The following is a 12,655-nucleotide window of genomic DNA, read 5'->3' as shown; positions in this document are numbered from 1 at the left end:
GATCCCCGCACAATGCCCCGTTAGTGTGGTGGTTCCGCCCGTGCGGTGATCCGATCGTGACCTTGCCGGACTTGACCGCCGCACCGGGGGCAGATCGTGCACCTGGAGGTACCTGCCGTGTCCTTGTCCGCCGTCCTGTCGGCCGATCCGTCGCCGACGCCCTCGGAGTCCGGGACACCGAGGGTTCCCACGCTCCAGGACGCCCAGGAGAGCGCCACCAACGCCGCCGGCTGGGTCGAGGAGAACTGGTCGACGTGGCTGGCGATCGGGCTCAGGGTCCTGCTGATCGTGGTGATCGCGGTCGTACTGAGAGTGGTGGTGCGGCGGGCGATCACCAAGCTGGTGGACCGTATGTCCCGCACCGGCCAGGCGGTGGACGGCACGGCGCTCGGCGGTCTGCTGGTCAACGCCGAGCGGCGCCGGCAGCGCTCGCAGGCGATCGGCTCGGTGCTGCGGTCGGTGGCGTCCTTCGTGATCCTGGGCACGGCGGCGCTGATGGTCCTCGGCACCTTCCAGATCAACCTCGCCCCGCTGCTGGCCTCGGCGGGTGTCGCGGGCGTGGCGATCGGCTTCGGCGCGCGCAACCTGGTGACGGACTTCCTCTCCGGCGTCTTCATGATCCTGGAGGACCAGTACGGCGTCGGCGACACGGTCGACGCGGGCGTGGCGTCCGGTGAGGTGATCGAGGTCGGGCTGCGGGTGACGAAGCTGCGCGGTGAGAACGGGGAGATCTGGTACGTCCGCAACGGCGAGGTCAAGCGCATAGGCAACCTGTCCCAGGGCTGGGCGACCGCGGGTGTGGACGTCTCGGTCCGGTCCGACGAGGACCTGGACCGGGTGAAGGCCACGCTGAGCGAGGTCGCCGAGAAGATGGGCAAGGAGGAGCCCTGGAACGAGCTCCTGTGGAGCCCGATCGAGGTGCTCGGCCTGGACTCGGTGCTGCTGGACTCGATGGTGGTCCGGGTCTCGGCGAAGACCATGCCGGGCAAGTCCCTGACCGTGGAGCGGGAGCTGCGCTGGCGGATCAAGCGCGCCTTCGACGCGACGGGGATCCGTATCGTCGGCGGTGCCACGGCCCTGGAGGACGCGCCGGCCGCCGATCCGACGGCCGGTATGGCGGCCCCGTCCGCCTACGCGAGCACGGTCTCCCCGCAGTCGATCGCCGCGTCCCCGCTGCCCCCGCCGACCATCACGAAGTAGGCCCTCCTCACCGGCCCCCCAGGGCGGTACCCGGAACTCCCCGGGTGCCGCCCTTTTCCGTGCCTCCCCTTGACGCCCCCTCCGCACCGGGCTTACGTTCCCAGCGTCCGACAGGAAACTTTCCTAACAGTGATCGGCGAGGCGGCCCGGATGGACGTCTCCCGCCGGCCGCTGAGAAGCTGGGCAGCCGAAGAAGGGCAGGTGTCGCACGTCATGGCAGGAACCGCCGGTACGCCGGGCACCCCGCGTGTGCTGCGCGCCATGAACGACCGCACCGCCCTGGACCTCCTGCTGGCGCACGGCCCGCTGTCCCGCACCCGGATCGGCAAGCTCACCGGCCTGTCCAAGCCGACCGCCTCCCAGCTCCTGGCCCGTCTGGAAGCGGCCGGACTGGTCCTCGCCACCGGCACCACCGAGGGCCGCCCCGGCCCCAACGCCCAGCTGTACGAGGTCAACCCGGCCGCCGCGCACGCGGCCGGGCTCGACGTCACTCCCGAACGGATCCGCGCCGCCGTCGCCGACATCACCGGCCGCACGGTCGGCCGGTACGAACTGCCCACCCCCGGCCGCCGCCCCGCGGTCCCCGTCGTCCAGCAGGTCACCGACGCCCTGGACGGCGCGGTGAAGGCGGCGGGACTGTCCCGCTCCGACATCCACCGCCTGGTCATAGGGACACCGGGCGCCTTCGACCCGAACACCGGCCGGCTGCGCTACGCCTCCCACCTCCCCGGCTGGCACTCCCCGGCCCTGCTCGACGAACTGGCCGCCGCGCTGCCGATGCCGTTCGAGTACGAGAACGACGTCAACCTGGTCGCCCTGGCCGAGCAGCGGCTCGGCGCGGCCCGCGACCACACCGACTTCGTGCTGCTGTGGAACCAGGAGGGTCTGGGCGCCGCCCTGGTGCTCGGCGGGCGGCTGCACCGGGGCTGGACCGGCGGCGCGGGCGAGGTCGGCTTCCTCCCGGTGCCGGGCACCCCCCTGGTCCGCCAGGTCACCCGGGCCAACAGCGGCGGCTTCCAGGAACTGGCCGGCTCCCAGGCCGTCCCGGGACTCGCCCGGGAGCTGGGCATCGAGGACATCCCGCAGGTCCCGTACACCGAACAGGCGGCCGCCCTCCTCGCACGCGCGGCGGCGTCCCCGGCCGACGACGGCCCCCACCACCGCCTCCTGAAGACCTACGCCACCCGGCTGGCCACCGGTCTGGCCTCCCTCGTCTCCGTCCTCGACCCCGAACTCGTCGTCCTCAGCGGCACCGGCCTCACCTCCGGCGGCGAGGTGCTGCGCGCCCTGATCCAGGCCGAACTGGAAGAACTGGCCGCCCCCCGCCCCCGGCTCGTCGTGGGCGACGTCCGTGAACACCCGGTGCTGCGCGGCGCGCTGGAGAGCGCGCTGGCGACCACCCGCGACGAGGTCTTCGACACCTCCCGCTGACCCTTCCGTTCCCCCTTCCCCTCCCACCCCCTTGCCCCAGGGAGCACCGTCATGCCCGGAATATCCAGAAAAGCGACGCTCGCGCTGGCCACCACCGCCTCCCTCGCCCTGCTCACCACGGCCTGCACCGGCCAGTCCGGATCCGGTGCCACGGACGACCCGAACGCCCGGACGACCATCACCTTCTGGCACGGCTGGAGCGCGCCGGCCGAGGTGAAGGCGGTCCAGGAGAACGTGGACCGCTTCGAGAAGGCCCACCCCAACATCAAGGTCGAGGTCGTCGGCAACATCAACGACGACAAGCTCAACCAGGCCCTGCGCGCGGGCGGTTCGAAGGGCCCCGACGTGGTCTCCTCCTTCACCACGTCCAACATCGGCAAGTTCTGCTCCTCGGGCGCCTTCCTCGACCTGAAGCCCTTCATCGAGAAGTCGAAGCTCGACCTGGAGGCGATGATCCCGAAACCGATGCTGGACTACACCCAGTTCGAGGGCACCCGCTGCGCCCTCCCCCTGCTCGGCGACGCCTACGGCCTCTACTACAACAAGGACGCCTTCGAGGCGGCGGGCATCACACAACCCCCCAAGACCTGGACGGAGTTCGCCGAGACGGCCAAGAAGCTCACCAAGCCGAAGGGCGACACCTACGACCAGCTCGGCTTCATGCCGAACTACCACGGCTACGAGACGGTCGTCGGCCACTACATGTCCCAGTGGGACCACGCCTACTTCGACGCCGACGGCAAGTCGAACATCGCCAAGGACCCCGCGTTCGCCGAGATGTTCACGTACCAGAAGAAGCTCGTCGACGACCTCGGCGGCTTCGCCAAGCTGGAGAAGTACCGCAACACCTTCGGCGACGAGTGGGGCGCCAAGCACCCCTTCCACACCGGTCAGGTGGCCATGCAGCTCGACGGCGAGTGGCGCCTGGGCATGGCGAAGGACGCCGGCGTGGACTTCGAGATCGGCACCGCGCCCCTGCCGGTCGCCGACGACGAGGCCGACGAGTACGGCAAGGGCTTCCTCTCCGGCACGATCATGGGCATCGCCCCGCAGAGCGAGAAGCAGAACGCCGCGTGGGAACTGGTGAAGTACATGACGACCGACACCGAGGCCGTCGTCTCCTTCGCCAACGGCATCCGCAACGTGCCCTCCACCTTCGCGGCCCTGAAGTCACCCGACCTGAAGACGGACCCGGCCTTCAAGACGTTCCTGGACATCGCCCAGCACCCCGGGTCCAACACCCCGCCGGCCTCCGTCAACGGCTCGACGTACCAGCTGACGCTCCAGGACTTCGGCTACCAGTACGAGTCGGGGAAGGCGAAGGACCTGAAGGCGGGCCTGGAGAAGACCGCCGAGCAGATCGACCGGGACATCGAGCAGGCGAAGTAGCGGTCCATGTCCACGGCCACGCTCCGTACGAAGCACCGCGCCTCGGCGCTCCGGACGCTCGCCTTCCTCTCCCCGTGGCTCATCGGCTTCGGCGTCTTCTTCGCCTACCCGCTGATCTCCACCGTGTACTTCTCCTTCATGAAGTACGACGGTTTCGGCGTCCCGGAGTTCCGGGGACCCGGCAACTGGACGTACGTCTTCCAGGACTACCCGATGTTCTGGCCGGCCCTGCGCAACACCCTCTGGCTGGTCCTGGTGATGGTGACCTGCCGGGTCGTGTTCGGCCTCGGCGTCGGCCTCCTCATCACCAGGATCAGAACGGCCACGGGCGCCTTCCGCACCCTCTTCTACCTCCCCTACCTGGCCCCACCGGTGGCCGCGACCCTGGCCTTCGTCTTCCTCCTCAACCCCGGCACGGGCCCGGTCAACTCCGTACTGGAGGGACTGGGCCTGCCGGCCCCCGGCTGGTTCACCGACGCCACCTGGTCCAAGCCGGCCCTGACGGCGCTCGCCCTCTGGGGCGTCGGCGACCTGATGGTCATCTTCATGGCGGCCCTGCTGGACGTGCCGAAGGAGCAGTACGAGGCGGCCGCACTGGACGGGGCGTCCCCCTGGCAGCGCTTCCGCTTCGTCACCCTCCCCAACATCTCCCCCATCGTGCTGTTCGCCGTGGTCACGGGCGTGATCCAGACGATGCAGTACTACACCCAGCCCCTGGTGGCCGGAAAGGTCGCCTCAGGAGTCATCGGCGGCTCCGGCCAGCAGTTCGAACCGGGCTACCCGGACAAGTCGACCCTCACCCTCCCCCAACTCGTCTACAACCTCGGCTTCCAGCGCTTCGACTACGGCGCGGCCTGCGTGGTGGCCCTGGTCCTGTTCGCCCTCTCGATGGCCTTCACAGCCCTGCTGATGCGCCGTCGCGGCGGGCTGATCCAGGCAGGTGACCGATGACCCGGCTTCTGGACAAGCCCGTACCGTCCCGGACGGCACCGCCACCGGCACACCGTACGGCCCGCCGCAGGGCGGTACTGGAATGGATCGGCGTCCACGCCCTCGGTGTGGCGGCCGCGCTGTTCTTCACCCTGCCGTTCCTCTTCGTGCTGCTCACCTCGCTCATGAGCGACCAGCAGGCACTCACCCGCGACCTGGTCCCGGACACCTGGGTGTGGGACAACTACCGCAGGGTGTGGGACACCCCCGGCTTCCTCACCTGGTGGCGCAACACTCTGCTGTACGCGGGACTCGGCACCGTCCTCACGGTGGTGTCCTCACTGCCCGTCGCCTACGCGCTCGCCAAGTTCCGCTTCCGGGGCCGGAACGTCTCGGTGATGCTGGTGATCTCGATGATGATGCTGCCCCCGCAGGTCGTCATCATCCCGATGTACCTGTTCTGGGCGAAGCAGCTGGACCTCTCCGGCACCCTCTGGCCCCTCATCATCCCGATGGCGTTCGGCGACGCCTTCTCCATCTTCCTGCTGCGCCAGTTCCTCCTCACCATCCCCGACGAGTACCTGGACGCGGCCCGCGTCGACGGCTGCGGCGAACTCCGCACCCTCCTCAGGGTCGTACTCCCCATGGCCAGACCCGGCATAGCGGCCGTCGCCCTCTTCCAGTTCTTCTACGCCTGGAACGACTACTTCGGCCCGCAGATCTACGCTTCGGAGAACCCGGGCGCATGGACCCTCTCCTACGGCCTGGAGTCCTTCAAGGGCGCCCACCACACCGACTGGAACCTGACCATGGCGGCGACGGTGCTCGTCATGGCACCCGTGATCCTCGTGTTCTTCTTCGCCCAGAAGGCGTTCGTCGAGGGCGTCACCCTCACCGGAGTAAAGGGATGACTATGAAACTCACCGTGGTCGGCGGAGGTTCGACCTACACCCCCGAACTCATCGACGGCTTCGCCCGGTTGAGGGACACCCTGCCCCTCACCGAACTGGTCCTCACCGACCCGGCGACCGAACGCCTCGACCTGATCGGCGCGTTGTCCCGCCGCATCTTCGCCCGCCAGGGCCACCCCGGCACCATCACCACCACCACCGACCTCGACGCGGCGGTGGCCGGCGCGGACGCGGTCCTGCTCCAGCTGCGGGTGGGCGGCCAGGCGGCCCGCCAACAGGACGAGACCTGGCCCCTGGACTGCGGCTGCGTCGGCCAGGAGACCACCGGCGCCGGCGGTCTCGCCAAGGCCCTGCGCACGGTGCCGGTGGTGCTGGACATCGCCGACCGCGTCCGCCGGGCCAGCCCCGACGCCTGGATCATCGACTTCACCAACCCGGTCGGCATCGTCACCCGGGCCCTGCTCCAGGCGGGCCACAAGGCACTGGGCCTGTGCAACGTGGCCATCGGCCTCCAACGCAAGTTCGCGGCGCTGCTGGACACCGACCCGGCCGACGTCCACCTGGACCACGTGGGGCTCAACCACCTCACCTGGGAGACGGCGGTACGCCGGGGCGGCGGCCCGGAGGGCGAGGACGTCCTCCCCCACCTCCTCTCCGCCCACGGGGAGACGATCGCCGCCGACCTCCGCCTCCCCCGCCCCCTCCTGGACCGCCTGGGCGTCATCCCGTCCTACTACCTGCGCTACTTCTACGCGCACGACGAGGTCGTACGGGAACAGCGCACCAAGCCCTCCCGGGCCGCCGAGGTGGCCGACATGGAACGCCGCCTCCTGACCCTGTACGCCGACCCGGCCCTCGACGAGAAGCCGGCCCTGCTGTCCCAGCGCGGCGGCGCCTACTACTCCGAGGCGGCGGTGGACCTGGCGGCGTCCCTGCTCCGGGGCGCCGGATCCCCCTACCAGGTGGTCAACACGTACAACCACGGCACGCTCCCCTTCCTCCCCGACGACGCGGTCATCGAGGTCCAGGCGGCGGTGGGCCCCAAGGGCGCGGCACCCCTCCCCGTACCCCCCGTCGACCCCCTCTTCGCGGGCCTCATGGCAGGCGTCACGGCCTACGAGGACCTGGCACTGGAGGCGGCCCTGCACGGCACCCGGGACCGGGTCTTCCGCGCCCTGCTCGCCCATCCCCTCATCGGCCAGTACGAGTACGCCGAACGCCTCACCGACGACCTCGTCGCACACAACCGGGAGCACCTCACGTGGGCCTGACCGCAGGCGTCCTCGCCATCGACGCGGGCAACAGCAAGACGGACGTGGCGGTGGTCGCGCACGACGGAACGGTGCTGGCGGCGGCCCGAGGGGAGGGCTTCCGCCCGCCGGCGGTGGGCCTGGACACGGCGATGAGCACGCTCAGGACGACCGTCGCGCAGGCCCTGACCACCGCCGGAACACCCACCGTCGCCCACGTCTCGGCCTGCCTGGCCAACGCCGACCTCCCGGTGGAGGAGGAACAGCTGGCGGCGGCACTGACCGCGTGCGGCTGGGGCGGGACCGTCGAGGTGCGCAACGACACGTTCGCGATCCTGCGCGCGGGAGTGGACGAGCCGCGGGGGGTGGCCGTCGTCTGCGGCGCGGGCATCAACTGCGTGGGCATGCGCCCCGACGGACGCACGGCGCGCTTCTCGGCGATCGGGCGCATCTCCGGGGACTGGGGCGGGGGTTGGGCGCTGGCGGAGGAGGCGCTGTGGCATGCCGCCCGGGCGTGGGACGGGCGCGGGCAGCCGACGACGCTGACCGTCACGCTGCCGGCGCACTTCGGGCTGTCCGGCATGCCCGAACTGATCGAGGCGCTGCACCTGGAACACGTACCGCCCGCCCGGCGGCACGAGTTGACCCCGGTCCTGTTCGCCACGGCGGCGGCAGGTGACGGGGTCGCGCGGGCGATCGTCGGCCGGCAGGCGGAGGAGATCGTGACGATGGCGGTGGTCGCGCTGACGCGGCTGTCCCTGCTGGACGAGGAGACACCGGTGGTGCTGGGTGGGGGGGTGCTGGCGGCGGGGCACGCCCTGCTGAACGACCGCATCCACGCGTTGCTCGCGGAGCGGGCGCCGAAGGCGGTGCCTCGGGTGGTCGCGGTGAGTCCTGTGCTGGGGGCGGGGCTGTTGGGCCTGGACGCTTTGGCAGCACCGGCGCCGGCACACGAACGCCTGCGCTCGCATTACGAGGGTTAACTGTTCGGGATCGCCCGGGTGGGCCGGGGGCGGGTTGTGCAACCCGGCACTTGCACGGTGCCCCGGCGTTGGCGCGGGTTGCGCAACCCGGTACTTGCACGGTGCCCGGCGTGGGTGTGGGCCGGGGGGTGTCCGCGCAGCCCGGCGCGAGCGGGGTGCCGTCGCGCCCACCCGTGCCGCCCTGCGGCACGACTGCCCGCGGAGAGCGGCGGGCTGCCCGCAGGCGCGTACGGCGGGAAGGGGACGGGGCGGGGGTGGCCGCCCGCAGCGACTGGCGCGTCCGCGCCCCGAACCCCATCCAGCCGGCCTATTCCGCGCCAGTCCGAGGACGGCCACCCCCGACCCGGCACCGACCCACCCACCCACCGCAGGCGCTACGCGCACCCCCACCGAAGGGACAGCGGCGCCGCAGGCATACGACCACCCACCCGCACCCGCACACACCCCCGGAACCGAACAGAATTCCCGGGCGTGTTCCTGGGCAGGGATCGGCCCGCCAGCACGGAATTTCCGGCAATCGGGCCGCAATCGGATCAAGATCGTGCCAAGGCCGGTGCATATGTCAGTCCCGGCGGCGATACTTGCCGCGGAGGGATGACCATGGGGGAGGTCAGGTGACACACACACCGCACAGCACGGCACCACCGGGCAAGGCCGTGCCCACGCTGCCGGCGGTCCCACCGCAGCGCACCCCCGCGACCACCGCACCACCACCCCCGGAGCCACGCCGTACCGCCTTCGCCGAGGGCGTGGACCGCCTCCGCAAGGCAGCCACCACCGAACCCGGCCGGCTCCGCATCATCGGCGCGCTCCTGGCCGCCCTCGTCCTCGCGTTCGGCGCGGTGACGGCCTGGCAGATGACCGACCGTGCCGCCGCCGCGGACGACGTCCTCACCCGCAGCCAGCCTCTCACCTCGGACGCCGCCGACATCTACCGCTCCCTCGCGGACGCGAACACCGCCGCGTCCAGCGGCTTCCTGGCGGGCGGTCAGGAGACCGCCGCGTCGAGGGACCGCTACGAGAACGACATCCGCACCGCCGCCGCCAAACTCGTCAACGCCGCGGCCAACTCGGCTCCCGGTTCGTCCTCGGCGGAGACGATCGCCGAGCTCAACCGCCTGCTCCCCGAGTACAAGGGCCTGGTGGAGCGCGCCCGCACCTACAACCGCCAGGGCTACCCCGTGGGCGGCGCCTACCTGCGGTACGCGAACGAGAAGATGCAGAAGGAGATGCTCCCGGCGGCGGAGGAGCTCTACACCTCGGAGAACCGGCGCCTGCGCTCGGACTACGCGGACGCGACCCCCTACCCCTGGCCCGCGATCGCCCTCGGCGTCATCGCTCTCGCCGCGCTCGCCTGGGCCCAGCGCCGCAGCTACCTGCGCACCAACCGCGTACTCAACCACGGCCTGGTGGCGGCGACGGCGACGGCCGCCGTCGTCCTGCTGTGGCTGACGGCCGGCCACACCCTCGCCCGCTCGAACCTCGACGACTCCTACGACCACGGCGTCCGCTCGCTCAACGTCCTGCACGACGCCCGCATCGCCTCGCTGAAGGCGAGGGGCAACGAGAACCTCACCCTGGTGGCGCGCGGCGCGGAGACGACGAAGGTCGGCGAGGAGACGTTCGACGCGTACGACTACGACTTCGGCCGCGACATGGACACCTTGGCGAAGGGACTGGCCCGCGCCGAGCGGCTCGCGGACGACGACAGCGGCACGAAGCCGGTCACGTCGGCGGTGAGCAACATGACCGAGTGGAAGAAGCGTCACGCGGCCGCGCGGGAGCAGGACGAGAACGGCAACTACCAGCAGGCGCTGGACATGGTGATCGGCGCCGAGGGCGCGACGGGCGAGTGCTTCGACGGCGTCGACGAGAACCTGGCCACGGCGCTGGCGCACGAGGAGACGGAGTTCAGGCAGGCGGCCGGCGACGGCAGGGACGCGCTGACGGGCCTGCCGCTCGGCGCGGCGGTCCTCGCGGTGCTGGGCGCGGCCGGCGCGGTGCTGGGCATCGGCCGCAGGCTGTCGGAGTACCGATGAGGACGCGCATGCCGGACCCGAAGGAGGCGACAAGGATGACCGCAGCACGTCTGCGGGCCCGCCTGAGGGGCTGGGGCGGAGTGGGCGCGATGGCGACGGCATGCGCCCTGGCACTGGTCTTCGCCCTCGTCCTGACCTGCACCGGATCGCAGGGGCGCGGCCCGGCGAAGACCACCGGCGAGTCCGTCTCGCACGCCGAACGGGCGGAGGCGGACGAGGAGTGCACGGCTCCGGAGAAGCAGACCTTGCCCCCCGCAGGCGCCGACGGTCCCACGATCGAGGCGATCAAGAGCCGGCAGGGGGAGAAGCGCAAGCTGATCGTCGGGGTGGACCAGAACAGCTACCGCTGGGGCTATCGGGACCCCAACAGCGGCGTGAGCGGCAAACTCGAGGGTTTCGACATCGACTTGGTGCACCGCATCGCCGAGGAGATACTCGGTGACCGGAACGCGGTCCAGTTCAAGGCGATCCCCACCGACCAGCGTATCCCGGCGATCCAGGCCGGCCGGGTCGACATGGTCGTCCGCACGATGACGATCAACTGCGCGCGCATCCAGGACGTGGCGTTCTCCGCGCCGTACTTCAAGACGGGCCAGCAGGTGCTGGCGCCGAAGTCCTCGCCGATCACGGGGTACGACAAGTCCCTGGCGGGCCAGGAGATATGCACGGCGGCGGGCTCCACGGCGTACTCGACGCTGGAGGCGGACAAGGAGGCGGGCCGGCTCCCGGAGTCGGCCGACATCCGCACGACGGTCCCCAACCAGCTGGACTGCCTGGTGCGGCTGCAGCTCGGTGAGGTGGACGCGGTGGTCACGGACGGCGCGCTCGCGGCCAGCCAGGCCGCGCAGGATCCGACGGTGGAACTCAAGGGCGGCGCCTTCACGACCGAGTACTACGGCGTGGCGATGAAGAAGGACGCGGACGATTTGGTCCGCCGGGTCAACCAGATCCTCGTGGACTTCCGTGAGGACACCGCCGGCGGCTGGGAGTCCTCGTACGCGGACTGGCTCTCGGCCACACTGGGCCAGGACCCCACCGCCTCGAAGCCCCCGGCCCCCCAGTACCTGCGCACAAGCTGACCACCCGCCCCACCCCCGGACCACAACCGACAAACCACAAACCACAAACCACCCAACACCCAACACTCAACACCCCCGCAGCGAAAGGTGATCGATGGCCGACACGGATCCCACCGGGCCGGTACTGGACCGGGACGAGGTGGACCGTGCGCTGGCGCGGCTGGGCGCGGAGCACGAGGCGATCGAGACCTCGCTCCTCGCCCTGCAGGACCACGCGGGCCGAAGACTCCTGGAGGGCGCGGAGCTCACCGGCGTGACCGCCGAACGCTGGGCGGCCACGGAGGCGTCGATCACGCTGCTGTGGACCTACTTCGACGCGTACACGGGCGCGTTGCGCACCGCGCGGGACATCCGCTCCCGCCGCCGCTGGTCCAGCCGGGAGGACCTGGTGGAGCTGACGGAGCTGCTGCGCGGCGAGTCGGTGACGGTGGCCGGCGGCGCGTCGGCGACGGCGCACGCGCCCACCCCGCACGGCGGCCTCCCCGGCAGGCTCAGCGAGCGCTACTCGCTGGTGACCCTCGTCGACCGGATGAACGAGCTGTACGCGGCCTCGCTGGACATGGTGGTGGCCGCGGACGCGGTGTGGTCGGCGCTGCCCGCCCGGATCGATCTGCTGGCGGCCGAGCTGCAGCGCACGAGCAGGCTCGCGCACTCGGTCGGGGTGCGCCCGGGGGAGCATCCGGCGGGCGACGACCTGGAGCGGATCACCCGCACGCTGACGAGGCTGCGCGAGCGGGTGGTGTCCGATCCGCTGGCGTTCTGGAAGCCGGCGGAGGGCAGTTCGGCACCGGGCGGCGGCAGACCCGACACCACGGTCTACGACCGCGAGGCACGGGCGCTGGAGGACGTACGCCGGGAGATCGACGCGGTGTTGACGGTGCGCCAGGACGCCGAGAAGAGAATCGTGCGGCTGCGTGACGTGCTGTCCCGCGCCGACCGTACGCTCGCCGAGGCGCGCACCGCGCGGGGCGAGGTGCTGGCGAAGATCGCGGCGACGGAGGTGCCGGTGGTCAGCGGGCCGCCGACGATACTGCAGGAGCAGTTGTCGACGGCGGCCGAGTACCGCCGGCACGCCCAGTGGCACCGTCTGTCCCCGCTGCTGGAGTCGCTGGAGCAGAAGGCGGAGGACGAACTGCTGCGCGCCCGTGAGTCGTTGACGGCGGTGACGGCACCGCTGGCGGTCCGTGCGGAGCTGCGCGGCCGGCTGGACGCGTACCGGGCGAAGGTGGCCCGGCACGGTCTCGCGGAGGACTCCCTGCTGGTGGAGCGGTACGAGAAGGCGCGCCGCATGCTGTGGAGCGCGCCCTGCGATCTGCGCGCCGCCGAGCAGGCGGTGCTGCGCTACCAGCAGACGGCCGCGGAACTGCTCGGCGGCATCGGCGGCACCCCCCGGGTGCCGGGCCAGGGCGGGCCCGACGACCGGAGGGGGCCGGGCGCATGAGC

Annotated in this window: 10 protein-coding genes; all 10 read left to right on the top strand. The window is 71.3% G+C overall.

Translation table 11 applies throughout. The features are described 5' to 3' along the window. Nucleotides 1-117: 117 nt before the first annotated feature. The gene (locus tag ACZ434_RS01630) at nucleotides 118-1,200 is read left to right on the top strand and encodes a mechanosensitive ion channel family protein (RefSeq protein WP_468450643.1); all 1,083 of its coding nucleotides are present in this window, start codon (nucleotides 118-120) and stop codon (nucleotides 1,198-1,200) included. Nucleotides 1,201-1,413: 213 nt separating this feature from the next. Further along, nucleotides 1,414-2,631 carry an ROK family transcriptional regulator gene (locus tag ACZ434_RS01625; protein ID WP_468450641.1) on the top strand — a complete coding sequence of 406 codons (1,218 nt, stop codon included), beginning with the start codon at nucleotides 1,414-1,416 and terminating at the stop codon, nucleotides 2,629-2,631. A 51-nt stretch (nucleotides 2,632-2,682) separates the two neighbouring features. Next, on the top strand, nucleotides 2,683-4,020 hold the full coding sequence (locus tag ACZ434_RS01620; protein WP_468450640.1) for an ABC transporter substrate-binding protein: 1,338 nt from the start codon (nucleotides 2,683-2,685) through the stop codon (nucleotides 4,018-4,020). Between the two features lie 6 nt (nucleotides 4,021-4,026). Continuing rightward, nucleotides 4,027-4,971: a carbohydrate ABC transporter permease gene (locus ACZ434_RS01615; protein ID WP_468450638.1), complete on the top strand. Its 945-nt coding sequence runs from the start codon at nucleotides 4,027-4,029 to the stop codon at nucleotides 4,969-4,971. After that, nucleotides 4,968-5,861, top strand: a complete 894-nt coding sequence (locus tag ACZ434_RS01610) for a carbohydrate ABC transporter permease (RefSeq protein ID WP_468450635.1) — start codon at nucleotides 4,968-4,970, stop codon at nucleotides 5,859-5,861. The genes ACZ434_RS01615 and ACZ434_RS01610 overlap by 4 nt, the downstream gene beginning before the upstream one ends. A gap of 2 nt (nucleotides 5,862-5,863) precedes the next feature. Beyond that, nucleotides 5,864-7,132 (top strand): 6-phospho-beta-glucosidase, encoded by a 1,269-nt coding sequence (locus ACZ434_RS01605; protein ID WP_468451765.1) that lies wholly within the window; start codon nucleotides 5,864-5,866, stop codon nucleotides 7,130-7,132. Further along, nucleotides 7,123-8,094 carry an N-acetylglucosamine kinase gene (locus ACZ434_RS01600; protein WP_468450633.1) on the top strand — a complete coding sequence of 324 codons (972 nt, stop codon included), beginning with the start codon at nucleotides 7,123-7,125 and terminating at the stop codon, nucleotides 8,092-8,094. The genes ACZ434_RS01605 and ACZ434_RS01600 overlap by 10 nt, the downstream gene beginning before the upstream one ends. Nucleotides 8,095-8,708: 614 nt before the next feature. Further along, nucleotides 8,709-10,133, top strand: coding sequence for a hypothetical protein (locus tag ACZ434_RS01595; RefSeq protein WP_468450631.1), 1,425 nt, complete (start codon nucleotides 8,709-8,711; stop codon nucleotides 10,131-10,133). Nucleotides 10,134-10,168: 35 nt separating this feature from the next. Next, complete coding sequence (locus tag ACZ434_RS01590; RefSeq protein ID WP_468450629.1) at nucleotides 10,169-11,212, top strand: glutamate ABC transporter substrate-binding protein; 1,044 nt, start codon at nucleotides 10,169-10,171, stop codon at nucleotides 11,210-11,212. A gap of 94 nt (nucleotides 11,213-11,306) precedes the next feature. Beyond that, nucleotides 11,307-12,653, top strand: coding sequence for a coiled-coil domain-containing protein (locus ACZ434_RS01585; protein WP_468450627.1), 1,347 nt, complete (start codon nucleotides 11,307-11,309; stop codon nucleotides 12,651-12,653). Nucleotides 12,654-12,655: the final 2 nt, after the last annotated feature.

The organism is Streptomyces sp. NPDC030893 (assembly GCF_055571535.1).
Note: the sequence above shows the minus strand (reverse complement) of the source record. Positions and strands in the feature narration are given on the sequence as shown.